At 69.0% G+C, this 24,960-nt stretch carries 25 protein-coding genes and 1 tRNA gene; 7 read left to right on the forward strand and 19 right to left on the reverse strand.

Annotated features, from left to right (window positions below; all coding sequences use genetic code 11):
* Positions 1 to 90: 90 nt before the first annotated feature.
* Positions 91 to 1,128, reverse strand: a complete 1,038-nt coding sequence (holA, locus tag ASE34_RS11465; RefSeq protein WP_053096547.1) for a DNA polymerase III subunit delta — start codon at positions 1,126 to 1,128, stop codon at positions 91 to 93.
* 40 nt (positions 1,129 to 1,168) lie between these two features.
* Positions 1,169 to 3,460, reverse strand: coding sequence for a ComEC/Rec2 family competence protein (locus ASE34_RS11470; RefSeq protein WP_056278902.1), 2,292 nt, complete (start codon positions 3,458 to 3,460; stop codon positions 1,169 to 1,171).
* Positions 3,461 to 3,820: 360 nt separating this feature from the next.
* Between ASE34_RS11470 and ASE34_RS11475 the strand changes: the two genes are divergently transcribed.
* A complete protein-coding gene (locus tag ASE34_RS11475; RefSeq protein WP_056278903.1) occupies positions 3,821 to 5,095 on the forward strand; it encodes an FAD-dependent oxidoreductase in 1,275 nt (424 codons plus the stop codon).
* Positions 5,096 to 5,143: 48 nt separating this feature from the next.
* On the opposite strand, the gene ASE34_RS11480 is transcribed toward ASE34_RS11475, so the two are convergent.
* The 3 genes from ASE34_RS11480 to ASE34_RS11490 form a co-directional block, all read right to left on the reverse strand.
* Positions 5,144 to 5,749 carry a ComEA family DNA-binding protein gene (locus ASE34_RS11480; protein WP_056278904.1) on the reverse strand — a complete coding sequence of 202 codons (606 nt, stop codon included), beginning with the start codon at positions 5,747 to 5,749 and terminating at the stop codon, positions 5,144 to 5,146.
* A gap of 107 nt (positions 5,750 to 5,856) precedes the next feature.
* Positions 5,857 to 8,433: a leucine--tRNA ligase gene (leuS, locus tag ASE34_RS11485; RefSeq protein ID WP_053099152.1), complete on the reverse strand. Its 2,577-nt coding sequence runs from the start codon at positions 8,431 to 8,433 to the stop codon at positions 5,857 to 5,859.
* A 33-nt stretch (positions 8,434 to 8,466) separates the two neighbouring features.
* A complete protein-coding gene (locus ASE34_RS11490) occupies positions 8,467 to 9,792 on the reverse strand; it encodes an anthranilate synthase component I family protein (protein ID WP_056278905.1) in 1,326 nt (441 codons plus the stop codon).
* Between the two features lie 41 nt (positions 9,793 to 9,833).
* Here ASE34_RS11490 and ASE34_RS11495 point away from each other — a divergent pair, with 41 nt between their 5' ends.
* The 3 genes from ASE34_RS11495 to ASE34_RS11505 are packed head-to-tail and all read left to right on the forward strand — an operon-like array spanning position 9,834 to position 12,412.
* A complete protein-coding gene (locus ASE34_RS11495) occupies positions 9,834 to 10,505 on the forward strand; it encodes a DedA family protein (RefSeq protein WP_056278906.1) in 672 nt (223 codons plus the stop codon).
* Between the two features lie 4 nt (positions 10,506 to 10,509).
* On the forward strand, positions 10,510 to 11,535 hold the full coding sequence (locus tag ASE34_RS11500; protein WP_056278907.1) for an App1 family protein: 1,026 nt from the start codon (positions 10,510 to 10,512) through the stop codon (positions 11,533 to 11,535).
* Positions 11,536 to 11,542: 7 nt separating this feature from the next.
* The gene (locus tag ASE34_RS11505; RefSeq protein ID WP_053096562.1) at positions 11,543 to 12,412 is read left to right on the forward strand and encodes a hypothetical protein; all 870 of its coding nucleotides are present in this window, start codon (positions 11,543 to 11,545) and stop codon (positions 12,410 to 12,412) included.
* A gap of 22 nt (positions 12,413 to 12,434) precedes the next feature.
* On the opposite strand, the gene ASE34_RS11510 is transcribed toward ASE34_RS11505, so the two are convergent.
* From ASE34_RS11510 to ASE34_RS18285, 5 genes are read right to left on the reverse strand one after another with little or no spacing between them, the layout of a single operon-like run.
* Complete coding sequence (locus ASE34_RS11510) at positions 12,435 to 13,622, reverse strand: glycoside hydrolase family 3 N-terminal domain-containing protein (protein WP_056278908.1); 1,188 nt, start codon at positions 13,620 to 13,622, stop codon at positions 12,435 to 12,437.
* A 4-nt stretch (positions 13,623 to 13,626) separates the two neighbouring features.
* Positions 13,627 to 14,283, reverse strand: a complete 657-nt coding sequence (locus ASE34_RS11515) for an SDR family oxidoreductase (RefSeq protein WP_056278909.1) — start codon at positions 14,281 to 14,283, stop codon at positions 13,627 to 13,629.
* 57 nt (positions 14,284 to 14,340) lie between these two features.
* The gene (locus ASE34_RS11520; RefSeq protein ID WP_056279114.1) at positions 14,341 to 15,405 is read right to left on the reverse strand and encodes a flavin-containing monooxygenase; all 1,065 of its coding nucleotides are present in this window, start codon (positions 15,403 to 15,405) and stop codon (positions 14,341 to 14,343) included.
* 41 nt (positions 15,406 to 15,446) lie between these two features.
* Entirely contained in the window at positions 15,447 to 15,746 is a 300-nt protein-coding gene (locus tag ASE34_RS18160; RefSeq protein ID WP_268778169.1) for a GNAT family N-acetyltransferase, read from the reverse strand.
* A gap of 9 nt (positions 15,747 to 15,755) precedes the next feature.
* Positions 15,756 to 15,887, reverse strand: a complete 132-nt coding sequence (locus ASE34_RS18285) for a hypothetical protein (RefSeq protein ID WP_268778161.1) — start codon at positions 15,885 to 15,887, stop codon at positions 15,756 to 15,758.
* 107 nt (positions 15,888 to 15,994) lie between these two features.
* Between ASE34_RS18285 and ASE34_RS11530 the strand changes: the two genes are divergently transcribed.
* From ASE34_RS11530 to ASE34_RS11540, 3 genes are all read left to right on the forward strand, one after another.
* Positions 15,995 to 16,067 (forward strand) — tRNA-Ala (locus ASE34_RS11530).
* 261 nt (positions 16,068 to 16,328) lie between these two features.
* Complete coding sequence (locus tag ASE34_RS11535) at positions 16,329 to 17,411, forward strand: AI-2E family transporter (RefSeq protein ID WP_230100734.1); 1,083 nt, start codon at positions 16,329 to 16,331, stop codon at positions 17,409 to 17,411.
* A 133-nt stretch (positions 17,412 to 17,544) separates the two neighbouring features.
* The gene (locus ASE34_RS11540; protein ID WP_053099155.1) at positions 17,545 to 17,727 is read left to right on the forward strand and encodes a hypothetical protein; all 183 of its coding nucleotides are present in this window, start codon (positions 17,545 to 17,547) and stop codon (positions 17,725 to 17,727) included.
* 61 nt (positions 17,728 to 17,788) lie between these two features.
* Here ASE34_RS11540 and ASE34_RS11545 read toward each other — a convergent pair whose 3' ends face one another.
* The 9 genes from ASE34_RS11545 to obgE all read right to left on the reverse strand — a co-directional run bounded on the left by ASE34_RS11545 (position 17,789) and on the right by obgE (position 24,885).
* On the reverse strand, positions 17,789 to 18,073 hold the full coding sequence (locus ASE34_RS11545; RefSeq protein WP_053096570.1) for a hypothetical protein: 285 nt from the start codon (positions 18,071 to 18,073) through the stop codon (positions 17,789 to 17,791).
* 97 nt (positions 18,074 to 18,170) lie between these two features.
* The gene (locus ASE34_RS11550; protein ID WP_056278910.1) at positions 18,171 to 18,860 is read right to left on the reverse strand and encodes an SDR family oxidoreductase; all 690 of its coding nucleotides are present in this window, start codon (positions 18,858 to 18,860) and stop codon (positions 18,171 to 18,173) included.
* Between the two features lies 1 nt (position 18,861).
* The gene (gene rsfS / locus ASE34_RS11555) at positions 18,862 to 19,245 is read right to left on the reverse strand and encodes a ribosome silencing factor (RefSeq protein ID WP_042537705.1); all 384 of its coding nucleotides are present in this window, start codon (positions 19,243 to 19,245) and stop codon (positions 18,862 to 18,864) included.
* Positions 19,245 to 20,441 (reverse strand): hypothetical protein, encoded by a 1,197-nt coding sequence (locus ASE34_RS11560; protein WP_056278911.1) that lies wholly within the window; start codon positions 20,439 to 20,441, stop codon positions 19,245 to 19,247. Before ASE34_RS11560 ends, rsfS begins: the two co-directional genes overlap by 1 nt.
* The gene (nadD, locus tag ASE34_RS11565) at positions 20,438 to 21,040 is read right to left on the reverse strand and encodes a nicotinate-nucleotide adenylyltransferase (RefSeq protein ID WP_053096575.1); all 603 of its coding nucleotides are present in this window, start codon (positions 21,038 to 21,040) and stop codon (positions 20,438 to 20,440) included. Before nadD ends, ASE34_RS11560 begins: the two co-directional genes overlap by 4 nt.
* Positions 21,041 to 21,046: 6 nt before the next feature.
* Entirely contained in the window at positions 21,047 to 21,271 is a 225-nt protein-coding gene (locus tag ASE34_RS11570; RefSeq protein WP_053096577.1) for a hypothetical protein, read from the reverse strand.
* Positions 21,272 to 21,337: 66 nt separating this feature from the next.
* A complete protein-coding gene (locus ASE34_RS11575) occupies positions 21,338 to 22,591 on the reverse strand; it encodes a glutamate-5-semialdehyde dehydrogenase (protein ID WP_056278912.1) in 1,254 nt (417 codons plus the stop codon).
* 9 nt (positions 22,592 to 22,600) lie between these two features.
* Positions 22,601 to 23,386 carry a glutamate 5-kinase gene (gene proB / locus ASE34_RS11580; protein WP_053096581.1) on the reverse strand — a complete coding sequence of 262 codons (786 nt, stop codon included), beginning with the start codon at positions 23,384 to 23,386 and terminating at the stop codon, positions 22,601 to 22,603.
* The gene (gene obgE / locus ASE34_RS11585) at positions 23,383 to 24,885 is read right to left on the reverse strand and encodes a GTPase ObgE (RefSeq protein ID WP_053096582.1); all 1,503 of its coding nucleotides are present in this window, start codon (positions 24,883 to 24,885) and stop codon (positions 23,383 to 23,385) included. The genes proB and obgE overlap by 4 nt, the downstream gene beginning before the upstream one ends.
* Positions 24,886 to 24,960 lie beyond the last annotated feature (75 nt).

Raw genomic sequence — 24,960 nt, forward strand, 5'->3', positions numbered from 1 at the left:
CCGTTCGCGGGGCGGGCTCTTTCGCGTGCTCGGAACCGTGTGTGCCAGCGATCTCGACGGACGAGGCAGCTGCCGCGCGTCAGACCGCGCTCACTCGCCGAACGGCTGGCGGGTGGCGATGACGGTGAGCATCCGCTCGAGAGCGAAGATCGGGTCGCGGGCGGCACCCTTGACTTCGGCATCGGCGCGCGCCGTCGCCTGGATGGCCATTCCCAGCGAACGCTCGTTCCATCCGGCGAGGTCGCGTCGCGCACGGTCGACCTGCCAGTCCTTCATTCCCAGTCGCTGCGCGAGCTGACGGCTCGGCTCGCGGTTTCCGGCGACGCGCGCCATGGTGCGCAGCTTCATGGCGAATGCCGCGACCATCGGCACGGGGTCGGCGCCGGAGGCGAGGGCATGGCGCAGGGCCACGAGAGCCTCGCCATAGCGTCCGGCGATCGCCGTGTCAGCGACGACGAAGGCAGAGACTTCGACCCGCCCGCCGTAGTACTTGGTGACGACTTCTTCGGTGACATCGCCCTCGACGTCGCCGATCAGCTGCTGGCATGCCGCCGCGAGCTCGGTGAGGTCATCGGCGAAGGCCGAGACCAGAGCGCGCAACGCAGGCGGGGCGATCCGCTTCTTCGCCGCAGAGAACTCGCCGGCAGCGAAGTCGACGCGGTCGCCGTCGCGCTTGATCGCAGGGCACGGGATCTCGATGCCGTCGCCCGTCCCGGCGCGCACCGCATCGAGCAGCTTCTTGCCGCGGACGCTGGCCCCGGTGTGGCGCAGGATCACTGTCGCACCCTCCTGCGGGTGGTCGAGGTAGGACACAGCCTCCTGCAAGAAGGCATCCGAGCACTTCTCCACCCCCGACACGCGCACCAGCCGGGGTTCCCCGAACAACGACGGCGAGGTCAGCGCGAGGAGAGTCCCGGGCGCGTAGTCATCAGCGCGGACATCGGTCACCTCGAGCGCGGGGTCTTCGGTGCGGAGGTAGTCGCGGACTCCGGCGATCGCGCGCTCTGCGCAGACCTCCTCCGGGCCGAACACGAGCACCACCGGCGCCGGACGCGGATCGCGCCACGACACCTGCGGGACCTTGGCTGCCTTGGTCCCACCGCGGGAAGGAGTACGAGAAGCAGCCATGTCTCCAGACTACCGGGGGCCACAGACGTCGACCCCGTCGTCAGGGTGGCTGCTTCTCGGCCCACAGCTGAAGCTCGTCCCCCGCGAGGCCCACGAGGAGACGGCCCTGCTGGTCGGTCCGCAGCACTCGCGCACCGGCAGCTTCGAGCGATGCCAGAGTCTCCGCTCGCGGATGCCCGTAGTCGTTGTCAACGCCTGCGCTGAACAGCGCGACACTCGGGTGCAGGTCCTGATAGAGCGGGAAGTCCTGGTCGGCGCTGCCGTGATGGGCGACTTTGACCACCGCGTAGCCGCCTCGGAGATGCGCGGTGCGTTCCAGCATCCGCTGCGCCTCCCCCGACAGGTCGCCCAGGAAGAGCGAGCGGGGCACGCCGCCGCCACCTATCTCCAGAACCACGCTCTGGTCGTTGCCCGGCGGGAACGCCTCCGACCCACGCTGCGGCCACAGCACCTGCCAGGACGCCGCGCCCAGGTCACCCCGCATGCCCGCTGCCGCCTGACCGACCGTCGCACCGCCGCCGGCGAGGTGCTGCAGCATCCGCTCGTCACCGCTCTCCCCCGGTGGCCCGTGCAGCACCGCCTCGACTCTCCCCTGAACAGCCTCGACCCCGCCGACGTGATCCAGATCGAAGTGCGTGAGCACGAGCAGATCCACGCGTTCGACACCGAGTTCGCGCAGACACGAGGCGAGCGGCTCCGGTTCCGGCCCGGTATCGATCAGTGCGATCGCCCCCTCGGAGCGCACGACGAGTGCGTCTCCCTGGCCCACATCGCAGGCGGCGACCGACCATTCGTCCGGAGTGGTCGCGGTCGCCAGCGGACCGTTGAGCACCACATGCGCACCGCCCAGGGCGAGCGCGACCGCCAGCACGGCCGCTGCGACACCCCTGACGACCGGCACCGCGCGGTACCCATCGGCGAGAGTCACCCCGATCGCCGCGCTCACGACGCCGACCAGCACTGCGCTGGCGATGCCGGGCACCATGGCGATCTGAGCGAACGGCAGCCTGGCCGTGATGTTGGCCGTTTGCGCGATCCACGCGGCGGGCAACCATGCCGACGCCGCCAGAAGGTCGGCGAGAACACCCACCGGAGCGGCGAGGCACGCGAGGAGGCCGATGACAGTGGCGATCGGCGCCGCGGGCGCAGCCAGCAGGTTCGCCACGAGCCCCACGAGAGACTGCTGCTCTGCGAAGAGGGCGATGACGGGGCCGCACACGAGCTGTGCGGACGTCGGCACGGCGATCGCGAGAGCGAGAGGCTGCGGCATGAATCGCGCGAGTCCGCGGGTGAGCGACGGCGAGAGCAGGATCAGCGCACCCGATGCGGCGACCGAGAGCGCGAATCCCGCAGTCGAGGCCAGCCACGGGTCGGCGATCAGGATGCCGCTCGCGCTGAGCGCCAGCATCCCCGCACCCGCGCTCGGCCGCCCGAGAAGCAGTGACAGCATCGCGACACCCGCCATGACCGCCGCCCTGATCACGCTGGGTTCCGGCGTCACGAGGACGACGAAGCCCGTGAGACCGAGAGCGGCCGCGACGACTCGAGTCCCCCGTCCGGCGCCGCACAGCGCAGCCAGCCAGAACACCGCCCCGACGACGATGGCGCAGTTCGCTCCGGAGACCGCCGTCAGGTGGCTGAGACCGCTGGTGCGCATGTCATCGTTCAGCTCGGTCGACACCGCGCGGGTGTCGCCGACTGCGAGTCCGGGAAGCAGGCCCGCTCCGGGCTCGGGAAGTCGCTGCGCCCGGTCGATGAAAGCGCTGCGCAATCCGGCCGCGACCGCGAAGACCCCGGATGCCGGCTCCTCGACCGACGCCTCGCTCGCGAACACGACGAGCGCTGCCCTCTCCCCCGGATCCGTCGCCGCTGCCTCGCCCTTCACCCGGACCGTGGCACCGAGATCGAACCCGTCGGCCGGGTCGATGCCGATCCGCACCGGAGCCGATGCCGCCCGCACCGACCCCGGCGACCCGATGCCCGTGAGCTGCACCTCCATCCACAGGCGCCCATCCCGACCGACCGACGCCGAGGTGCTGACCTCCCCCGTCACCTCGACCACACGACCGTCCCACGACGCGGCGCCCTCGCGCGCCGGTGTCGCGGCAAGAGCAGTGACGGAGACAGCGGCGATCGCGGCGAGCATCACGAGCACCACCCCGGCCATGGACGCCGCGGCGGACGACCGCCGCAGCATCCACAACAGCGACGCCGCCGCCCCCAGCACGCCACCGAGAAGGCACCACTGCGCAGCTGGAGGCACGAACACGCAGACCAGGGCGAACGCCCACACTCCGCCCGCGATCGGCAGCAGACGCAGATCCCGGCTCATACCCGCGCGTCATCGCGCGGTCGAACCCGCGGGTCGCATCTCATCGGCAGCCGGTGCATCAGGACAACGTAGCGGCGTGCGACCACCTCGCAGCGCAACCGCGCCCCGGTCGGTGGACAACACATCGATGCCGACGCGGCGTGCAGGAGCGCCGAATGCGAAGCGATGATCTCTGCGTGAGGACCGCGGGCACTTCGATTCACCGACCGCGGGCCGTTCCGACAGCCGACACCGTCCACCACACCGAGCGACTCAGGCATACTCGGGGAATGGTCGACGTACGCGACATCGCAGAGCACCAGCCCAGTCACCTGACTCTGGTGCGGAACTTTCTGGCGCGCCGAGCAGAGGTCATCGCGAATGCATGACGTGATCGTGATCGGCGCCGGCCTCGCAGGGCTCCGCTGCGCGGGACTGCTCTCCGCTCACGGACTCGACGTCGTCGTCCTCGAGGCCGCGGATGCGGTCGGCGGACGCCAGCGCACCGACATCATCGACGGCTTCCGGCTGGACCGCGGGTTCCAGGTCCTCAACCCGGCCTACCCGGCACTTCGGCGCAGCGTCGATCTCGACGCACTCGCGCTCGGGAGCTTCCCTGTGGGCGTGCGGGTGCGCACGACGGACGGGGTGGCCGAGCTGCGGCATCCGCTTCGGCATCCGCTGTCGATCGTCACGTCTCTGCGCAGCGACCTGGTGAGCGGTCGGGATGCCGTCGCGCTGGCACGCTGGGCCGCGCCGGCACTGGTGCGTCCGCTCTCGCATCTGGCTCGGAACGATGCCACCATGCGCGAGGGATGGGATGCCGCGGGGCTTCGTGGCCCGCTTCGCACCGCTGTACTCGAGCCGTTTCTCGCCGGGGTTCTGGCGGAGAGAGGCGGCGAGACATCGAACGCCTTCGCGCGACTGCTCGTACGCTACTTCGCGCTCGGCCGACCCGGGCTTCCCGCACAGGGGATCGCCGCTGTCCCCGAGCAGCTCGCCGCGCACGCGCGCGCGGCGGGTACTGACATCCGTCTCGGCGCGCGCGCGGGAGGCATCTCAGCAGGAGGAGAGGAGATCACGGTGGGGCTGAGCGACGGCGACTCCGTGCGAGCGGCTCGGGCGGTGGTCGCAGTCGGCGCCGATGCCGTCAGCGACCTCACCGGTCTCGCCCGTCCGGTCACGAGAGGTCTGCAGACGTGGTGGTTCGCCGCCACTGAACCTCCCAGCAGATCCGCACTGCTCACCGTCGACGGCCGAGGTGGAGGCCCCGTCGTGAACACCGTCGTGATGACGCACACCGTGCCCTCGTATGCGCCGGCCGGACGTCACCTCATCGCCGCGACCTGCCTGCTGCCGCGTGGCGGCGCATCCGCCGACGAGTTCGACGTGCGCCGCCACCTCGAAGAGGTCTGGGATACGGACATCAGCGCGTGGCAGCTGATCCGGCGCGACGACATCGTCGACGCGTTGCCTGCCCAACCGGCACCGCTCGGCCCACCGCGATCGCCGCGCTACGCCGAGCGGCTGTATGCAGCCGGGGATCACAGAGACACCGCGTCGATCCAAGGCGCCCTCGCTTCCGGCGAGCGTGCCGCACGTGCCGTCCTGACCGACTCGGGGGCGTCGAGAAGCGGCACGTCGCTGCACAGCTGACGACGCTCGGACTCAGGCGAGAGAGAGACAGCGCCCGCAGACCGCGCATCACACCCGCACACCGTCGCGGATGCCGGCGAGCAGCTTCTCTCCGATGCCGGGGACCGACAGCAGGTCATCGACCGATGTGAACCGACCGTTCTCGTCACGCCAGGCGATGATCCGCTCGGCCAGGGCGGGGCCGATGCGCGGCAGAGTCTCGAGCGCCGCCTGATCTGCGGTGTTGAGATCCACCAGATCGTCCGCGGGCGCGCCTGCTCCCGGCGGCCCCTCCGCGGCTGCGGCACCCACGACCGGCACGCTGATCTGTTCGCCGTCCGAGAGCACGCGGGCGAGATTGACCGCGGTCAGGTCGGCATCGTCAGTGGTCCCGCCGGCCGCCGCCACCGCATCGACCAGCCGGGAGTCGAGATCGAGGACATAGAGTCCCGGATGCTCGACCGCGCCCAGCACGTGCACGTACAGCTCTCCCGTCGATCCGCCGCTCTCGGCGGCCTCGGTGGCCAACGGCACCGATTCGGTCGGCACGGCCTGCCCCCGCATCAGCCCGAGCCCGACGGCCGCGGACAGCACGACGAGCGCCAGCACGACGGCGGCGCCGACCCCCAGCCGCGACCGGCGGGGCGCCGGTGAGGAAGCGGCGGATTCGGGCATCCCGCAACGCTATGCCAGCGAACGGACGCCTCTCATGCGTCCGGCCGCCCGTCGGGGAGAACCCCCGTGGGCGGCCGGATGTGCAGAGCGGCTGGCGACGCGGTCGGTCAGCCCTTCACGACGATGCTGACGATCTTCGGGGCGCGCACGACGACCTTGACGATCTCGCGGTCGCCGATCGAGCGAATGACCCGCTCGTCGGCACGGGCGAGCGATTCGAGCTCGGCCTCGCCGATGCGCGCGGGCACCTCGAGCTGAGCGCGGACCTTGCCGCCCACCTGCACGACGGCGGTCACGGTGTCCTCGACGAGCAGCGCCGGGTCGGCGGAGCGCCAGGTGACGAGCCCGACGGACGGCTCGTGTCCGAGGATCTCCCACATCTCCTCCGCGGTGTGCGGGGCGATCAGATCGAGCATCACGGCGACGGTCTCGGCCGCCTCACGCACCGCCGGATCAGCGGCGCCTGCGGCACCGTCGATCGTCTTGCGGGTGACGTTGACCAGCTCCATCAGACGCGCGACCAGGACGTTGAACTTCGTCTGCTCGACGAGCCCAGGAGCATCTGCCAGCAGCTTGTGCGTGGCTCGACGCAGCGCCGCATCTCCGCCCGCGAACACGACGTCGACAGGAGAGGACACCTCGTGGGCGATGCGCAACGCGCGGGCCAGGAACTTCTGCGCACCGGTCGTCGAGACGTCGGCCCAGTCCTTGTCGTCTTCGACCGGTCCGGCGAACGCGAGACCCACGCGCAGCGCATCGGCGCCGTAGGCGTCGAGCTCCTCTTCGAAGAGCACCAGGTTGCCCTTGCTCTTCGACATCTTGGCGCCGTCGAGCAGGACCATGCCCTGGTTGATGAGGTTCGAGAAGGGCTCGGTGAAGTCGATCAGCCCCATGTCGAACAGCACCTTGGTGATGAATCGCGCGTACAGCAGGTGCAGGATGGCGTGCTCGACGCCGCCGATGTAAGAGTCGACCGGCGACCAGCGGGCGGCCTGAGCCGGGTCGAACGCGACCGTGTCGCTGTTCGGCGACAAGAATCGCAGGAAGTACCACGAGCTGTCGACGAACGTGTCCATCGTGTCCGGATCCCGCAGAACGGGGTCACCGCTGGCGGCATCCACCGTGCGGACCCAGCTCTCAGCGGCGCCGAGCGGCGACGATCCCTTGGGCTTGAGGTCGAGCCCCTCGACGCTGGGCAGCTTCACCGGCAGCTGCTCTTCGGGCACGGGGATGATCCGGCCGTCCTCCGCGTGCAGCATCGGGATCGGCGTGCCCCAGAAGCGCTGACGCGAGATCAGCCAATCGCGCAGACGGTAGTTCTTGGCGGCGCGCCCGGTGCCGGACGCCTCGAGCTGCTCGATCGCACGGGCGATCGCATTGCGCTTGGACAGACCGTTGAGCGGTCCGGAGTTGATCATCCGGCCCTCTCCCGTCAGAGCGATGCCGGTGGAGGCGGGGTTCTGCTCGTCGAGCGCCGCGCCGGTGTCGATCGGCACGCCCTCTTCATCGACCTCGATGACCGGCATCGCACCGGTGACCGGCGCCGTCGTGTCGACGACGACCTTCACGGGCAGGTCGAAGGCGCGGGCGAAGTCCAGGTCTCGCTGGTCGTGCGCCGGCACGGCCATGACCGCTCCGTGACCGTAATCGGCCAGCACGTAGTCCGCCGCCCAGACCGGCAGCTTCTCGCCGTTGACCGGGTTGATCGCGTACCGCTCGAGGAAGACCCCGGTCTTCGGGCGATCGGTGGCCTGTCGGTCGACGTCGGTGGTCTTCTGCACATCGGCCAGGTACTTCTGGAATCGCTCGCGCACGTCGGCCGGAGCATCCGCTGCGAGCTCCGAAGCCAGGTCGGAATCGGGGGCGACGACGAAGAACGTCGCTCCGTGCAGGGTGTCAGGACGCGTCGAGAACACGGTGACGGGCTCGTCGCGCCCCTCGATGCGGAAGTCGACGTCGGCGCCGATCGAGCGTCCGATCCAGTTGCGCTGCATCTGCAGCACCTTGTGCGGCCAGAAGCCCTCGAGCTGGTTCAGATCATCGAGCAGCCGGTCGGCGTAGTCCGTGATCTTGAAGTACCACTGAGTCAGCTTCTTCTTCACGACCTCGGCACCGCAGCGATCGCAACGGCCGTCGACGACCTGCTCGTTCGCGAGCACGGTCTGGTCGTTCGGGCACCAGTTGACCGCGCTCTTCTTGCGGTACGCCAGACCTCGCTCGTGCAGCTTCAGGAACAGCCACTGGTTCCAGCGGTAGTACTCGGGGTCGGAGGTGTGCAGCACTCGCGACCAGTCGAACGAGACGCCGTAGTTCTGGAACGCCTGCTTCTGCTGAGCGATGTTCTGGTAGGTCCACTCACGGGGATCCGCACCCTGACGGATCGCCGCGTTCTCCGCAGGCAGTCCGAAGGAGTCCCAGCCGATCGGGTTGAGCACGTTGTGCCCGCGGTGGCGCCAGAACCGGGCCACGATGTCCGAATACAGGTAGTTCTCCGCGTGCCCCATGTGCAGGTCGCCGGAGGGGTAGGGGAACATCGCCAGCACGTAGCGGCGGGGCCGCTTGTCATCGTCGCCGCCGGTGAGGAACGTCTCGTTCTCCGCCCAGTACTTCTGCCACTTGGCCTGGATAGCGTGCGCCGAGGAGGTCTCCTCGGCGACGGGAGAGGTGGACAGGTTCTCAGACAACGAACGCACGACCAATCTGAAGAGAAAAGGGGATCAGTTCAGGATATCGGAAGCCCAGGCCGCGGGCATTTCCACTCCCAGCGCAGCGAGCGGCGCCCGAGCCTTCGTCGCGACCTCGGCGACCTCCGAGGCGGCGACCGATCGCCAGGTGATCCCCCCGCCTGCGCCGACCACAGCGCCCGCACCGTCGATCACGATGCTGCGGATGACCATCGCGAGGTCGAGCGACCCCTCATCGCCGATGTAACCGAAGCACCCGGCGTAGATACCGCGCGGCCCTCCCTCCAGCTCATGCAGGCGCGTCATCGCCGAGAGCTTCGGCGCGCCTGTCATGCTGCCCGCCGGGAAGGTCGCTGCGAGAAGTTCGCTCGCCGTCGTTCCCGCGGCCGCCGTGCCGCTGACGGTACTGACGAGCTGGTGCACCGCCGGATACGTCTCCACGGCCCACAGCGCCTCGACCCGGATCGACCCGGGTCGGCACACCCTCGACAGATCGTTGCGCATCAGATCGACGATCATGACGTTCTCAGCCCGTTCTTTCGGGTCCGCCGCAAGCTCGGCGGCGAGCTCGGCATCGTGCGCGGCGTCTACGCCGCGGGGCCGCGTCCCCTTGATCGGCCGCGTGCGGATGATGCCGCCGTCAGCATGGAGGAACTGCTCGGGGCTCGCACTGAGCAAGGAGCGGCCGCCGATCCGGATGAAGCCGCCATGGTGAGCGGGAGTTGCGGCACGGAGGCGTCGGTACACCGCGACTCCGTCGTGCTCCCCCGGCACGGTGAACCGGGTGGTGAGACAGAGCTGGTAGGCGATCCCCGCTCTGATGAGCTCGCGGCAGCGCTCGATGAGTCCTGCGTACTCCGTCGGAGTGTGTCGCGCCTCGCTACGTACGGACGAGGCAGCACTGAACACCGTCTCCCCGCGCGGCACGGCGGAGGGGGTGACGCGAGCGACGACGGCGCTCCACTCGTCGAGATCGGCATGGGCTGCGGCAACCCAGATGGTGCCGGTCGCATGATCGAACGCCGCGAGCCGGGAGACCCGCAACCAGGCGTCGCCGGGCTCGTCAGCGGCTTCCGATACGGGTGCTCCCGCTGCTCGGGCGCCCGTCTCGTAGTCGTACCAGCCGACCCACCCGCCCCGCAGCGGAGGACCGGGATGCGCGGCAGCCGTGCGGGCATCCATCCGCACTTCACCGGGGAACGACGCCGGATCGCCCGTCCCGACGAAGCTCCATCCCTCCGTCGCATCCGCCCCGGCGTCGAGCCAGAACAGGTCGGCGCACGACCGTTCGAGGGCGAGGAAGAGCGCGTCAGGCGTCACCCGATCGGGCAGGACGCGGGCGCTCAGAGGTTCGGGCACGTTCTCAGCCTAGGCGGCGTGCACTCCCGTATTCTCAAGGGGTGGACGACTTGGTGCCGTGGCTGATCGACTTCATGCGGTCCATCGACCCGATCACTCGCACGCTCGTCGCGGGGCTCGCCGTGATGTTGGAGACGAGCGTCTTGATCGGGCTCGTATTCCCCGGTGACACTGTCGTGCTCGTCGCCTCCATCGGCATCACCAGCCTCCCTCAGGCCGTAGCGATGGTCGTCTCGGTCGTCGTCGGCGCGCTGATCGGCGAGAGCATCGGCTTCTGGCTCGGGCGGTGGGTCGGCCCGCACATCCGTGCCTCCTGGGTCGGCCGACGCGTCGGCGAGGAGAACTGGGTGCGGGCGGAGCGTTACCTCGCCCGCCGCGGCGGCATCGCCATCTTCCTCTCGCGGTTCCTGCCGGTGCTGCACTCCCTCGTGCCGCTGACCGTGGGGATGAGCCATTACTCCTATCGGCGCTTCCTCGCGTGGACGGCGCCGGCCTGCCTGCTCTGGGCGACGGCCTACGTGAGCATCACCTCGCTCGCCGCCGGCAGCTTCGATGAGCTCGCCGACCGGGTGCACTACGCGGGATACATCTTCGTCGGCATCATCGCCCTCTTCCTCGTCGCCGTGTTCGTGGGCAAGAAGGTGATCTCGCGCCTCGAGGCGCGCCATCTCGACATCTCCGACGCGAAGGACTCGACCGACGTGAAAGACTGAAGCAATGGCTTCGTCACCTCCGGCGCCCCGGATCCACTGGTTCGCGCGCCTCGAACACCGCCTCCACGTGTGGCGCGAGGGGCGAGCGCGCCGTCGCGGCCGCACCGCGACCATCCTCCCCTTCCCCGGTTACGGCGGGCCCGGCTGGGTGCGTGTCGTCGGTCGCGTTCTCATCGTCCCTCCCGCACGGAGCACGAAGGACGGCGAACCGGCCAGCGTCCGCGGCTGGCGGAGCTTCGTCGGCATCCCCGTGAGCTTCGCGAAGGTCGCCGTGCAGATCGGCGACTCGGTGCACTATGTCGTCGCCGACCGGGGCGGTGTGATCGATTCGGTCGTGCACGCCGAGCTCGAGCCAGGATGGCAGACCTTCACGTTCTCTGTCGAGGGTCAGGACCCGGTCGAGACGACCGCGTTCATCGTGGCCGAGTCGACCCACTTCGGGGTCGTCTCCGACGTCGACGACACCGTGATGGTCACCGCCCTCCCCCGACCTTTCATCGCCGCCTGGAACTCTTTCGTCGTCGACGAGCACGCGCGCATCCCCGTGCCGGGCATGGCCGTGCTGCTCGATCAGGTGCTCCGCGAATATCCCGGTGCTCCCATGGTCTACCTCTCGACCGGAGCCTGGAACGTCGCCCCGACTCTCCGCCGGTTCCTCGGGCGCCACCTGTTCCCCGCAGGCTCCATGCTCCTCACCGACTGGGGCCCCACGCATGACCGATGGTTCCGCAGCGGGCGCGAGCACAAGCTCACCAACCTGCGTCGCCTGGCCACGGAGTTCCCGCACGTGAAATGGCTGCTGATCGGCGACGACGGCCAGCACGACGAGGCGATCTACTCCGAGTTCATGGATGAGCACCCGGACTCCGTCGCCGGCGTCGCCATCCGTCGGCTGCTCCCGGCCGAGGCCGTGCTCGCCGGTGGTCGCGCGGGCCACGAGCCGCACTCCGACGACGTCGCCCCCTGGGTCAGTGCCGAGGACGGCGCGGGGCTCCGTGACCTGCTCGGCAAAGCCGGCATCCTCCGCTGAGGTGACCATGACGCTGGCGCGGACCGACTGGCTGGAACGCGAACGAGCGCACCAGACGAGAGCCGACGCCCTCACGGCTGAGCATCGGGAACGAGCCGCGCGGGGCGAGAAGCACCCGGTATGGGACTTCCTGTTCACCTATTACAGCTACAAGCCCGCGCAGCTGCGTCGGTGGCACCCCGGCGCCGGGGTCGAGCTCGAGGAGGCCGACGAGCGGCTGACCTGGCGGTGGTACTCCCCCGGCGCGACCAGAGCCGGTGCGGTGCCGGATGCCGCTGCCTTCGCGCGCGAGAAGGCAGACCTCGTTGGCCTCATCGAGCGGATGCTGCGTCGCACCGCCTCTCGACCCGGGCAGTTCGGATGCTTCGGACTGCATGAGTGGGCGATGGTCTATCGAGCGGATGAGCACAGACACGCGGTGCCCCTGCGTCTCGGGCAGGACGCAACGGATCTGGTCGTCGAGAGCCATGACCTCAGATGCACCCACTTCGATGCCTTCCGGTTCTTCACACCCGCGGCCGTGCCTCGCAACCGCACGGAACTGACCCGCGACGAGCAGCCCCTGTTCGAGCAGCCCGGATGCCTTCATGCCGGCATGGACCTGTACAAATGGGCGGTCAAGCTGGGCCCCCTCGTGCCCGGCGAACTTCTGCTCGACACGTTCGAGCTCGCAAGAGACATCCGCCTCCTCGACATGCAGGCCGCGCCGTACGACCTGGCACCGTGGGGTGTCGAGCCCGTACCGATCGAGACGACCGAGGGCAAGGCGGAGTACGTCCGCCGGCAGCGCGTGTTCGCAGAGCGCGGTGGGCATCTGCGCGGCGAGCTGCTGCATGCCTGGCTCGGCTCCACCACCGCCGTCACGCTCGCGGGCTGACCGGCGTGAGCGGGCTGAACGATCAGTCCGCCGGCTCGCACTCCGGGCACGGTGCCCAGTCGGTGGTCGCCGACGTCGACTGCAGGCGCAACGTCATCACGCGGGTGGCCGCGTCGGCGAGCCGATCGGCGGGCAGCACCCCCGCATCGACCGCATCCGCGAGCCCGCGGACGATCTGGCCGGCGGTGTCGGGAGTCGAACCGGCGATCATCAGCACGAGGTCGCTCCCGGCGACGACCGCCGACACGGCGTTCGTCACGGGGTCGGCGTACTCGGGTATCCCCGAGGACTGCAGCATCCCGAGGTCATCGGTCACGATCACGCCGTCGAATCCCAGTTGTTCACGGGCGATCTCGTGCCAGCGCGCCGACAGAGACGCGGGAGCAGGATCGATCGAGGTGTAGGCCAGGTGGCCGAACATCAGCAGAGAGGCACCGGCCTCGATACCTGCAACGAAAGGCACCGCGTCCGTGGAACGCCACTCATCGATGGTCTCGGCTGTGGCAGGGACAGCACTGTGGGAGTCGCCCGGCGCCGCCCCATGACCGGGGAAGTGCTTCAGCGTGGAGGCGATGATCTGCTCTTGCGCCGTGGTGGCGGCAGCGACTCGCTCGGCGGCTGTCTGGGGGTCGGTGCCGAGTGCCCTGCCGTAGATGAATGACGACGGGTCGGACGTCACGTCTGCGACCGTGCCGAAGTTCACGGTGATCCCCGCTCTCGCCACCAGCGCCGCGCGGGCGGAGAAGGCCGACGACGTGTCGGAGACCGGCTGCGATTTCAAGACGGTCGAGGCGGGGAAACCATCGCCGACGAGGCGCGACACGATCCCGCCCTCCTGATCGACCGCCACGAGCGGAGGCAGCGCGGGGTCGACCGTGAGAGCAGACGTGAGGGTCTGGAGCTCGTCGTCGGTCGCCGGGATGTTCGCTCCCATCAGGATGAAACCGCCCAGGCCCTGCTGCATGTAGGCGCGGAGCGCTCCGGCATCCGTCGTCGGGATGTGCCCCATCACAACGCTCGCCGCCCGCTCGACCGTCGTCATCTCGGCGACGAGAGCCTCGGCGTGCTCGCCGATCGCTGGTGAGGAGATCTGCGCATGGGCGAGACCGCCCTGCACCGAGCCGACAGCCGCGGCAGAGGCCGGTCCGGCCGCCGTCGCGAGGGCGACGAACGCCGCGGCACTGACCGCTCCGAAGCGACGTCGCAGCATGAAGTCAGGTGGTGAGAGCGTCGGCGATGGGCACGCCGGAGTCGGCCGTGCCGTTTCCGAATCGGATGGTGCGGCCGAACGTCGAGGGGTTGCCGAGCGATTCTGCGATCACAGCCGCCACATCGGCGCGCGCGACCTCGCCCTTGCCGTCCGGGTCGAGCAGGATGCGGCCCGTCGGCTCATCGAACGTGAGCGTGCCGGGGCCGAGGATCGTACCGTCGAGGTCCGTCGATCGCAGGTGCTCGTCCGCCGCCCACTTCGCATCCGCGTAGGCGAAGAACCCGTCGTCCTCAGCCACTCCGTGATCGGCCTTCGAACCGATCCACGAGACCATGACATAGCGCATGACACCCGCCGCCTCTGCGGCATCCATGGTGCGCATCGCCGCGTCACGATCGACGGCGTACGTGCGATCCGCGGAACCCCCACCGGCCCCGGCCGACCAGACGACGGCATCGTGACCGCGGATGATCTCCGCGAGTTCAGACGTGTCGAGGGTCTCGACGTCGGCGACCAGCGCATGCGCCCCTGTCGCCTCGACCTCCGAGACGTGGTCGGGGTTGCGGATGACCGAGGTCACCTCGTCACCCCGGTCGACGAGAAGAGGAGCGAGAAGCAGTGCGATGCGGCCGTGGCCGCCGAAGACGATGATTCGCGACATGTCTTCACCCTACGCGCCCTCGCCGACGTCGGCTCGGGACGAACGGGCCGAGATCGCTCAGGGGCTCCGGACCGATGCGACGGCCAGCGCCCGCTGGACGCCCTTCGCCGCTGAGCGTCCCGCCCTGTTCGCACCGATCGTGCTCGCCGACGGACCGTAGCCGACGAGCTGGATCCGCGGGTCCTGCACCGCGGTCGTCCCCCGCCCGCCGCGGTCGAGCTGGATGCCCCCGGCCGCGCTGCGGAGGTGCAGCGGCGCGAGGTGCGCGATCGCCGGGCGGAACCCCGTCGCCCAGAGGATGACGTCGACCCGCTCGAAGGTGCCGTCGGCCCAGCGGACGCTGTCCGGCTCGATGCGCGAGAACATCGGGCGGCGAGCAGCGTAGGCGCCGAGCCTCTCCGCCTCCCGTTCCTGCGGCCGCAGCATGAGCCCTGTGACGCTCACCACGCTCTCGGGAGGCAGCCCCTGGGCGACCCGTCGCTCGACGAGCGCGACGGCGGCTGCTCCTGCTTCGGGGGTGAAGTCGTCGCTGCGCCACACCGGCTCACGCCGCGTCACCCAGAGTGTGTCGGTGATCGGCGCCAGAGCTCCGAGGAACTGGACAGCCGACGCGCCCCCGCCGACGACGAGGACGCGCTTGCCCACGAAGTGCTCTGGTCCCGGATAGTCGACCGTGTGCATCTGCTCGCCGACGAAAGTCTCCATCCCCGGGTAGTGCGGCAGGAACGGATGCGTCCAGGTCCCGGTCGCGTTGACGAGCGTCCGACTGCGCCATTCCTGTTCCCCCGCGCGCACGACCAGGAGGCCGTCCTCGTCGACCACCCGGTCGACTCCCACGGGCCGGATCACCGGCAGGCGATGAGCGCGCTCATACGCCGCGAAGTATGCCGGCACGGCCATATTGGCGCGCTGCCCGTCTCGCGGCGGTGGAGAATCCCCCGGCAGCTCCGCCACTCCGTGCACGTCGCGCATCGTCAGAGCATCCCACCGGTGCCGCCATGCGCCCCCGGGCTCGGAGTCCGAGTCGAGCACGACATGACCGATGCCCAGACGGGTCAGATGAAAGGAGGCCGACAGACCGGCCTGACCGGCGCCGATCACGACGCTGTCCAGGATGCTCACGATGATGACAACACCCGCGATCACGCGGTTGTTCCGGGGCGTCAGAGGGCGATCTGGTAGTGCGTGTACCCGGTGTGCGTCGCCACGCTGTCGTAGAGCGCGCGGGCTGTCATGTTGGTCTCCTGCGTCAGCCAGTAGACCTTCTCGCACCCGTTCTCGACAGCCCAGGCACGCACGTGAGCGATCAGCAGCCGCCCTACCCCGGAGCCTCGGGACTCGCCGTCGACATAGAGGTCCTCGAGGTAGCAGTAGGGCGACGTGCTCCACGTCGCCGGGTGCGTGAGCCAGTGCACGATGCCGATCGCGCGCCCGTCGCCGTCGCGCGCGACCGCTCCGTGCAGATCCCGCCCCTAGACGATCCGCCGAAACGACTCTGTCGTGATCTCGTCAGGGAGCTCCGCGCCGTAGAAGGTCAGATACCCGCGCCACAGACCGGCCCATTCGTCGAAGTCGGCCTCTACGGTGGCGGTGATCGTCGTCATGCGGTCAGCCTAATGCGACGCGCCCGGGGGCCCCGCGCCGATTGGTGTTGCGCGCGATCCGTGTAGTACTCTGTTCAAGTTGCTTCGAGCAGTGACGAAGCAGTTCTGGGCCTGTGGCGCAGCTGGTAGCGCACCTGCATGGCATGCAGGGGGTCGGGGGTTCGAGTCCCCCCAGGTCCACCCGATAGAAGGCCCCGCGAGAGATCGCGGGGCCTTCTTCTCGTTCATCCGACACACCGGCGCGCGCGGGCGCCCTCGTCATCGGCGAAGGGCCGCCCATGGCAGAGCGCCAGGGACTTGCCATCGTCCGCTGCGCCGGATAGAAAGGCCAGGCCGTCTTCGTCACCGAGACGGTCTTCGACGAGGTGGAGGACGCACGTGCTGGGACTGTTCCGACGACCGGAGACCATGTCATCGTCTCTGTCAGACACGTCGACCCCGATGACGGAGACGCGGCTGTGGTCGCGGGGATTCGGCCTCGCCGCCACACGGAGTCTGCAGACCCTCTCGGTGCTCGCCCTGGTCGCCATCGGCGTGCTGGTGATCACGCAGCTCTCTCTCGTGTTCATCCCCGTGACGATCGCGCTGATCCTCGCCTCGGCCATCCACCCGCTCGTCGCGTTCATGCGGCGTCGCGGAGTGCCGTCGATCCTCGCCACCTGGATCGCGCTGATCGGCATCCTCGCGATCCTCGGCGGCATCGTCTGGGTGATCGTGCTGACGGTCCGTTCCCAGTGGGACGATCTGATCGAGTCGGCCACCGACGGCGTGACGCAGGTGACGGCCTGGCTCGACACCCTGCCTTTCGACATCGCATCGATCGATCTCGACGAGGTGTGGGCAGGAGTCGGCGACTTCCTGACCAGCGCCTCGTTCGGACGCGGCGCTCTCGCGGGGGTCTCGGCCACTGCGAGCTTCTTCACCGGCCTCGCCCTGATGATCGTCGTGCTGTTCTTCTTCCTCAAGGACGGACCGCGCATCTGGGAGTTCCTGCTCCGTCCCTTCACCGGGAACAGCTATGAGCGTGCGCGCCGCATCGGCGACAAGACCGTCGACGTCTTCGGAGGCTACATCCGCGGCACGTCGATCGTCGCCGCCGCCGATGCTCTCGGCATCGGCATCGGCTTGGCGATCCTGCAGATCCCTCTTGCACTCCCCCTCGCCGTGATCGTCTTCCTGACGGCGTTCATCCCGCTGGTCGGCGCAACCGCCGCCGGGATCCTCGCGGCTCTCGTGGCGCTCGTCACGCACGGCCCGGTGGCAGCCCTCATCGTCGTCGGCATCGTCGTGCTCGTGAATCAGCTCGAGGGCAACTTCCTTCAGCCGGTCGTGATGGCCCGCTCCCTCAAGCTCCACGCTCTCGTGATCCTCCTCGCCCTGACCACGGGCACCATCCTCGGCGGCATCGTCGGCGCGGTGCTATCGGTGCCGATCGCCGCTGTCGCCTGGGGCATCATCACGGTGTGGGACGGCCCGCACACCCCCGCGAAGCCGTTCCGCAAGAAGCGCCCCGAAACGGTGTGACACCGCCGACACGTCGAGTGCCGCAGAATCGTCGCACCGCCGGATACTCCTCCGGACCTCGGTCGTCAACCCACTCCCTGTCGGTGCACGCGCGACCTATCGTGGCGCGCACATCTCACGAGAGGAGTCGATGATGACCAACAACCCGATACCGCCGCTGGTCCCCCGCCCGGACGACGAAGGAGAGATCGACGGCGTGCCTCACCGCGACGTCGACGGCGAGCCCGTTCTCGACACGGATGCGGATGCCGACCAGGTCGACGGCGCCGCGGCCGACCGCCTGGCGTCGGAGAAGCCGCTGGGCGAGGACTCCTGAGTCCTCGCCCAGCACGCCCCTGCGCGGCAGGCCCCTCCCCGGGTCCTGCCGCGCAGCCTGTTCAGGTCGCGAGAAGAGGGGGCAGGTGCGGGATCGCGATGGGCCTCGTCGCCCGGCTCGAATCCTGCACTCGCGTCACCTCTTCGAGAACTTCGTAAGCGGTCGTGTACCGCACTGCCAGAGGCAGGTCGCGAAGCCACACGACCTCGACCTCGGTGTCCGCGTACTCGTAGACGCATGCCACCACGTGCCGCGGATCGTTCGTCTCGTATCGTCGGTCGTTGATCACCCACTCCGACGGTGTGACGCGATGCAGCACGTATCTAGGATCTGGATCTCCGGACATGTGATTCCCTCCAAGACTCTCTCCCCACTCAGATCATCCCCGCTCCGACCGAAAGGTCACAGGGGCTTGACAGCTGAGACGAGAGACTTCAGGGGGGTCACGCCCGAGGGCGGATGGTCAGATCGGTGAGAGCGGCGTCGTCCGGCAGGTCGAGCGCGGTGAGGATCGTCGTCGCGACGGAATCCGCCGTGATGAACCGCTCCGGGTCGTAATCCCGCCCTTCCTGCTGGTGCACTCGCTCCTGCATGGGGGTCGCGGTGCGTCCGGGGTAGATCGATGTGACCCGCACACCATGCTCGCTCTCCTCGGCCCGCAATGCGTCGGCGAGAGCCTTGAGTCCGTGCTTCGAGGCGGCATACGCCGACCATCCGGCGTGCGCGTGCAATCCCGCACCAGAGTTGACGAACACGATCCGAGCGCGAGAGACGCGCAGCACAGGGAGGAGCAGACGGGTGAGCTCGGCAGGCCCCACGAGGTTGACCGCGAGCTGGCGCTCCCAGAGATTCGCCGGAAGGTCGGCCACGGGTCCGAGGTCGACGACGCCCGCCGTGTGCACCAGCGAGTCGATGCGCTCGGGGAGCGCCTGCTTCGACAGTGCCCACGACAGCCTGCCGGGTTGCGCGAGGTCGCCGACGACGGCCGAGGCTCCAGGCAGCGCCGCGGTGATCTCCTTGGCGCGCCCGGCATCGCGGGCGAGCACCACGACCTGATCGCCCCGATCGAGGAGGCGGCGCGCGACGACCGCGCCGATGCCGGATCCGGCGCCGGTGATCAGGTGGACGGTCACGTCAGTCGCGGTCTGCTGCGGCGGAGTCTGCGAGCTCGAACGGCACGACGGGGCAGTCCTTCCACAGACGCTCGAGGCCGTAGTAGACGCGCTCTTCCTGGTGGAAGACGTGGACGATCAGATCGCCGAAGTCGAGGAGAACCCATCGTGCCTCCGCGCGACCTTCGCGGCGGACCCGCTTGTGACCGGCTTCGATGAGCTTGTCCTCGATCTCATCGGCGATGGCGGCGACGTTGCGCTCGCTGTTTCCGGTGACGAGCAGGAAGATGTCGACGAGCGGCAGAGGCTCCGAGACGTTGAGCGCGACGAGATCCTCACCGCCCTTCGAGACGGCGGCGTCGGCCGCGAGCTGGAGCATCTCTTCGGCGGTTTCAGGTGACTGCATCAGAACACATTCGTGGTGAAGGCGACGATCAGGGACACGCCCAGCGCGAGCGCGAGACCACCCGCCACGATCGCGAGGATGAGCATGAGTTTGTTGCCCTTTTCGGGGGCGGGCGGGCGGATGACCTCGCCGGCGGGCTTGATGGTGCTGACGGCCGCGCTGGCGGCGATCGGCGTGGGCGAGGATGCCGGGGGCAGCTCGCCGTCGATGAGCACGGCGTCCACGTCCTTGCCGTCCGTGGTGCCGTGCGCGTGGCCCTGCGAACCGAGTCCCTTGGGAAGTTCGTAGGAACCGGTCACGAGGATCTCTCCCGTGGAGGCGACGGGGCCTGAGAGCGACCCCTCTCCCGGGGAGGGGTTGAAGATGAGGGTGTTCGGAGCGAGATGCTGAGAACCGGTCGAGTCGCCGACGGTCAGCAGCTCGTCGAAAGACGGCGAGAAGGGCTTCCGTGTCTCCGCGTCGTCGCTGAGCAGATCCTGACCGAAGGCGGAGTTGACGACGGGGCGCTCCCCGTCCGCGATGTCGTCGTCGGCGTCGTCCACATCCGCCAGAACGTCGCCTGCGTCGACCTCGTCGGTCGCTTCTGCATCGATTCCGAGCTCCGCGACGGCGGCACTCGTGTCGCCCGCGCCGGAGGTGACCGGCTCGCGGTCGTCGTCCGTCGTGTCGAGGTTCGTCGAGGCGCTGACCGGTGCGGGCAGGTCCGCCGCAGCCGAGTCCTCGTCTTCCTGGTCATCGTCGTCAACGACATCGGAGTCGTGGACATCGGAGTCGTGGACGTCGGAGTCGTGGACGTCGGAGTCGGGAGCGTCGGCTGCCTCAGCCGCGGGGACCTCGACGGGCGGAACCTCGTCGGTCGAGTCCGCATCATCCGCACTGTCCGGCGCGTCGGACTCGTCAGCGTCGCCGACGGGAACGGATCCGGTCATGGAGCGTTCGCGCTCGCGAACCTGGCGACGCGTCAGCGGCGTGTTCCCCGGCTCGGTCTCGCCGCGGACGGCCGGTGCCGACGGTGCAGCGGGTTCGGTCTCGGCGGCGTCCTGCTCCTCGGGCGGCGTTGCGGCGGGCGGAGTCGCGACCGCAGCGGCAGCAGCAGCCTCCTCCGCCGAGATGACCGGTGTGGAGCCGGTCAACCGGATCTCACGCAACTGCTTTCGCGTCAGCGGACCCTGTTCCTGCCGATCCGATGTACTCATGCCTTGCTCCGATACAGATGATGCTTCGCGATGTATTGAACGACTCCGTCGGGGACGAGGTACCAGACCGGCTCGTCGTCACGGACCCGCGCCCGGCAGGCCGTCGACGAGATGGACAGCGCCGGCACCTCCAGTTGGCTGACGTTGTCGCTCGGGAGGCCGTCAGTGCTCAGGACGTGTCCTGGACGTGAGACCGCGACGAAGTGGGCCAACTCCCACAGTTCATCATGGTCCCTCCAACTGAGAATTTGCGCCACGGCATCGGCACCCGTGATGAAGAACAGCTCGGCGTCGGGCCGCTTCTCCTTCAGGTCGCGGAGGGTGTCGATCGTGTACGTCGGCCCTTCACGGTCGATATCGACTCTGCTCACCGTGAACTGCGGGTTGGACGCCGTCGCGATCACGGTCATCAGGTAGCGGTGCTCACTGGGGGTGACATCCGACTTCTGCCACGGGTGTCCGGTGGGCACGAAGACGACCTCGTCGAGATCGAAGGAGTGCGCGACCTCGCTCGCAGCGACCAGGTGCCCGTGGTGGATGGGGTCGAACGTGCCGCCCATCACACCGATGCGCGCCGGACGCGAGGTCGTGTCGTTCATATGGGCCTAGTGGCCGTGCCCTGCCTCGTGGCCGTCCTTGCCGTGCCTCGCGGCCCAGGCGTCAGCCTTGGCGGAGTGACGGTTGGCGACGTTCTTGTATGACAGCGTGACCAGGCCGAGGAAGGCGAAGACGATGATCGCGATGACGCCGAAGATCAGCGTCTCGAGCTGGACATTGCCGTGGTGCTCGGTTTCGGCAGCGACCATCGCGATCTGTGCGACGAGGTTCATCCTGACTCCGTTTCGTGGCTGGCGGGCGTGGCTCACGAAGAGCCACAGCGCCCCCTAGTCTAGCCCTCAGCCGCGCGTCTGCCCTGCCCCACGCGCCAGCCATTTCGTGCTGGTCAGCTCGGAAAGCCCCATCGGGCCCCTCGCGTGCAGCTTCTGCGTCGAGATCCCGACCTCGGCACCGAACCCGAACTCCCCGCCGTCGGTGAACCGCGTGGAGGTGTTCACCATCACGACCGCCGAGTCGACCTCGGCCAGGAACCGCTCCGCGTTGCGCGAATCCGTCGTGATGATCGACTCCGTATGGCCGGTGCTGTAGCGACGGATGTGGTCGAGAGCGTCATCGAGCGTGTCGACGACCTTGATCGCGATGTCGAGGCTCAGATACTCCGTCGCCCAGTCCTCCTCGGTCGCGGGGATCACGTTCGAGACGAGGCCGACCACCATGTCGTCGCCGTGAATGGCCACGCCCTCGCTCTGCAGCGCACTCGCGACCAGCGGGACGAGCCGTGGCGCGGCCTGACGGAGCACGAGGACCGTCTCGACCGCATTGCAGACGCTGGGGCGCTGCACCTTCGCGTTCACGACGATGTCCTGCGCCCAGTCGTCAGGGGCGCTCTCGTCGAGGACGATGTGCACGTTGCCGGCGCCGGTCTCGATCACGGGCACGGTCGCCTCGGTCACGACGGTCCCGATCAGCCCCGCACTGCCGCGAGGCACCAGCACGTCGATGTAACCCCGTCCGTGCATGAGGGCGGTGGCGCCGTCGCGACCGAAGTCGTCGACGGTCTGCACCGCTTCCGCGGTGACGCCTGCCTCCTCGAGTGCCTGGCGCATGATCTCGACGAGCACCGCGTTGGAGTCTCGTGCGGCGCTGCCACCGCGCAGGACCACGGCGTTCCCCGAGCGCAGCGCGAGCGCCGCGATGTCGACCGTGACATTGGGGCGCGCCTCGTAGATCGCCCCGACTACCCCGAACGGCACCCGCACCTGCTCGAGAGCGACGCCGTTCGGCATCCGGTGCCCTCCGACGACACGACCGACAGGGTCGGGAAGAGCCGCCACCTGACGGACCGCAGCGGCGAGGGAGGCGACGCGCTTCTCATCGAGGCGCAGTCGGTCGATGAGCGACTCGCCGATGCCGTCAGATCGACCGCGCTCGATGTCTCGGCCGTTGGCCTCGATGATCGCGGCCGCATTCCCCTCGAGAGCCACCGCGATGGCTTCGAGCGCGCGGGACTTGTCGTCGCTGGTCAGTCTGGCCGTGGCGCGGGACGCCTCTTTGGCACGCTCGAGCCGCACCTGCGGGGTCTGGTCGGTCATCCGCCCAGTCTAGGAGAGCGCGGGCTCGAACCAGGTCCCTATGTCGGCGCCCGCGAGGGCCTTGTCGACGAGGTCGGCGCTGGTCACGAGCACACCGATCCCGGACGCGGCCGCCAGTCGGGCGGCGGACACCTTCGTCGCCGCTCCCCCGGTGCCGACACTGTTGACGACCGTCGAGCCGAACTCGAGGCCTGAGAGATCGGCGTCCGGAGCGACGACGTCGATGGGCTCAGCGGTCGGGTCGGACGGCGGCTTGGTGTACAGCGACTCGATGTCGCTGAGCAGCACGAGCGCATCCGCCTCGATCAGCTGGGCCACGAGCGCGCCGAGGCGGTCGTTGTCGCCGAATCGGATCTCCTGCGTCGCGACCGTGTCGTTCTCGTTCACGATCGGCAGGATGCGAAGACCGAGAAGTCGCTCCATCGCCCGTCGCGCGTTGCTGCGCGAGGTCGGATTCTCGAGATCACCGGTCGTGAGCAGCACCTGTCCCGCGACGATGTCGAAAGGACGCAGCGACTCCTGGTAGCGGTACACGAGGATGTTCTGTCCGACGGCGGCTGCGGCCTGCTGAGTGGCCAGGTCCGTGGGGCGAGCATCGAGACGCAGGAACGGGATGCCCGTGGCGATCGCTCCGGAGGAGACGAGGATCACCTCGGCCCCGCGCGCGTGCGCTGCCGCCAGTGCCTCCACCAGAACGGGGATGCGCCAGGAGGACTCCCCGCTGATCGAGGAAGACCCGACCTTGACGACGATCCGTGAGGCTGTGGCGAGATCCGCCCTCGTGCGGGCGGTCACTCCCCGTCCTCGCGGTAGGCCGCGAGCCGCTGAGCCTCGACCTCGGCGCGAGCCTCGGCCTTGGCATCCATGCGCTCGTAGTAGTTCTCACGACGCTCGGAGGTGGTGCGACGCCCGTTGGGGGCGAGACGCGGGTCGGTGCCACGGGGTGCGGTCATCAGCTCGGCCGCAGACGTCATGGTGGGCTCCCAGTCGAAGACGATGCTGTCGCCCTCGCCGATGACGACCGTCGACCCCTGCACGGCACCGAGGCGGAAGAGCTCGTCCTCGACGCCCAGCTTCTCGAGACGGTCGGCGAGGTAGCCCACCGCCTCTTCGTTCTGGAAATCGGTCTGCTGGACCCAGCGCACCGGCTTCTCGCCGAGGATGCGGTAGACGTTGCCGTAGCTGCCGCCCTCGACGCGGATCTCGAAGCCCTTCTTCGGGCCACGCGGGCGAAGGATGACGCGCTCACGCGGGACCTCGGTCGCGGCGAGCTCGGCACGGTGCTGGTCGACGATCTCGCCGAGCGCGTAGGTCAGCGGGCGCAGACCCTCGTGCGAGATCGTGGAGATGTCGAAGACACGGAATCCGCGAGCCTCGAGGTCGGGGCGCACGAGGTCTGCGAGGTCGCGGGCCTCCGGCACGTCGATCTTGTTCAGGGCGATGAGCTGCGGGCGCTCGAGCAGAGGGGTCTGCCCCTCGGGAACCTCGTATGCGGCGAGCTCTCCCAGGATGACATCGAGGTCGGAGATCGGGTCACGACCGGGCTCGAGCGTTGCGCAGTCGAGCACGTGCAGCAGTGCGGTGCAGCGCTCGACGTGACGGAGGAACTCCAGTCCGAGACCGCGTCCCTCGCTCGCTCCTTCGATGAGTCCGGGGACGTCAGCGACCGTGTATCGCGAGTCCCCTGCCTGCACGACACCGAGATTGGGGTGCAGCGTGGTGAAGGGGTAGTCGGCGATCTTGGGGCGTGCGGCCGAGATCGCGCCGATCAGGCTGGACTTGCCCGCCGAGGGGTAGCCGACCAGAGCGACGTCTGCCACGGTCTTGAGCTCGAGGATGACATCGCCCTCGTACCCGGGGGTCCCGAGCAGCGCGAACCCGGGAGCCTTGCGCTTCGGGGTGGCGAGTGCGGCGTTGCCGAGTCCGCCATGCCCGCCCTTGGCGACGACGTAGCGCTCACCGGGCTCGATCATGTCGATGAGCACCTCGCCGGCCGGGTTCTTCACCACGGTGCCGACGGGAACGGGAAGCTCGAGATCCTCGCCCATGAACCCCGCACGGTGGTCGCCCATTCCGGGGCCGCCGTTTCCGGAGCTGCGATGCGGAGAGTGGTGGTACGAGAGGAGCGTTCCCGTCTGGGTGTCGGCGACGAGCACGACGTCGCCGCCGTCACCGCCGTTGCCGCCGTCCGGGCCGCCGAGCGGCTTGAACTTCTCGCGGTGCACCGAGACACAGCCGTTGCCGCCCTTGCCCGCGCGCAGATGCAGCGTCACGGTGTCGACGAAGCTGACCATGTCTCTCTCCTCAATTGATGCGGCCTGAGATGTGGACTCGGCCGGAAACGCAGATTCGGGACGGGCCGAAGCCCG

It is taken from the genome of Microbacterium sp. Root280D1, assembly GCF_001428975.1.
Taxonomy (GTDB): Bacteria; Actinomycetota; Actinomycetes; order Actinomycetales; family Microbacteriaceae; genus Microbacterium.

Excerpts from the sequence above, each read along its gene's own strand:
- holA (WP_053096547.1), bottom strand. The coding sequence starts at position 1,128 with ATGGCTGCTTCTCGTACTCCTTCCCGCGGTGGGACCAAGGCAGCCAAG.
- ASE34_RS11470 (WP_056278902.1), bottom strand. The coding sequence starts at position 3,460 with ATGAGCCGGGATCTGCGTCTGCTGCCGATCGCGGGCGGAGTGTGGGCG.
- ASE34_RS11475 (WP_056278903.1), top strand. The coding sequence starts at position 3,821 with ATGCATGACGTGATCGTGATCGGCGCCGGCCTCGCAGGGCTCCGCTGC.
- ASE34_RS11480 (WP_056278904.1), bottom strand. The coding sequence starts at position 5,749 with ATGCCCGAATCCGCCGCTTCCTCACCGGCGCCCCGCCGGTCGCGGCTG.
- ASE34_RS11500 (WP_056278907.1), top strand. The coding sequence starts at position 10,510 with ATGGCTTCGTCACCTCCGGCGCCCCGGATCCACTGGTTCGCGCGCCTC.
- ASE34_RS11505 (WP_053096562.1), top strand. The coding sequence starts at position 11,543 with ATGACGCTGGCGCGGACCGACTGGCTGGAACGCGAACGAGCGCACCAG.
- ASE34_RS11510 (WP_056278908.1), bottom strand. The coding sequence starts at position 13,622 with ATGCTGCGACGTCGCTTCGGAGCGGTCAGTGCCGCGGCGTTCGTCGCC.
- ASE34_RS11515 (WP_056278909.1), bottom strand. The coding sequence starts at position 14,283 with ATGTCGCGAATCATCGTCTTCGGCGGCCACGGCCGCATCGCACTGCTT.
- ASE34_RS18285 (WP_268778161.1), bottom strand. The coding sequence starts at position 15,887 with ATGACGACGATCACCGCCACCGTAGAGGCCGACTTCGACGAATGGGCC.
- ASE34_RS11535 (WP_230100734.1), top strand. The coding sequence starts at position 16,329 with ATGACGGAGACGCGGCTGTGGTCGCGGGGATTCGGCCTCGCCGCCACA.
- ASE34_RS11540 (WP_053099155.1), top strand. The coding sequence starts at position 17,545 with ATGACCAACAACCCGATACCGCCGCTGGTCCCCCGCCCGGACGACGAA.
- ASE34_RS11545 (WP_053096570.1), bottom strand. The coding sequence starts at position 18,073 with ATGTCCGGAGATCCAGATCCTAGATACGTGCTGCATCGCGTCACACCG.
- rsfS (WP_042537705.1), bottom strand. The coding sequence starts at position 19,245 with ATGCAGTCACCTGAAACCGCCGAAGAGATGCTCCAGCTCGCGGCCGAC.
- ASE34_RS11560 (WP_056278911.1), bottom strand. The coding sequence starts at position 20,441 with ATGAGTACATCGGATCGGCAGGAACAGGGTCCGCTGACGCGAAAGCAG.
- nadD (WP_053096575.1), bottom strand. The coding sequence starts at position 21,040 with ATGAACGACACGACCTCGCGTCCGGCGCGCATCGGTGTGATGGGCGGC.
- ASE34_RS11570 (WP_053096577.1), bottom strand. The coding sequence starts at position 21,271 with ATGAACCTCGTCGCACAGATCGCGATGGTCGCTGCCGAAACCGAGCAC.
- ASE34_RS11575 (WP_056278912.1), bottom strand. The coding sequence starts at position 22,591 with ATGACCGACCAGACCCCGCAGGTGCGGCTCGAGCGTGCCAAAGAGGCG.
- obgE (WP_053096582.1), bottom strand. The coding sequence starts at position 24,885 with ATGGTCAGCTTCGTCGACACCGTGACGCTGCATCTGCGCGCGGGCAAG.